The sequence below is a fragment of the Delftia sp. ZNC0008 genome (assembly GCF_000799035.1).
Lineage (GTDB): Bacteria > Pseudomonadota > Gammaproteobacteria > Burkholderiales > Burkholderiaceae_C > Comamonas > Comamonas tsuruhatensis.
In genome coordinates, this window is sequence record NZ_JTKZ01000414.1 from 1 (window position 1) to 348 (window position 348).

The following is a 348-nucleotide window of genomic DNA, read 5'->3' on the forward strand; positions in this document are numbered from 1 at the left end:
TCGCTGGCACGGACTTCGAGTCGGACCCGCTGCGCTTCGAGATCACCACCGGCCCCGCCCATGGCGGCATCAGCGGCTTCGATCCCCAGACGGGTACGCTGATCTACACGCCGACGGCCGGCTACTCCGGGCCCGATACCTTCGCCTTCACGGTATCCGACGGGCACCAGAGCGCTGCCGCACCGGCATCCGTGACCATCGAGGTGATCGCTGCCGATCCTCCCGATCCCGGCCCGGGCACCGATCCCGACCCCGGTCCGGGCACGGACCCAGGACCCGGTGCCGGCCCCGGAAATGTCCAGGCCGTTCCCGGCCTGGGCCAGGGTGGCATGCTGGCACTGTTGTGCG

1 protein-coding gene is annotated in these 348 nt (G+C 70.7%); it reads left to right on the plus strand.

Going from position 1 to position 348, the window contains the following annotated elements; genetic code table 11:
• On the plus strand, window positions 1–348 hold a 348-nt coding region (locus L995_RS13705; protein WP_047472290.1), incomplete at both ends, for an Ig-like domain-containing protein.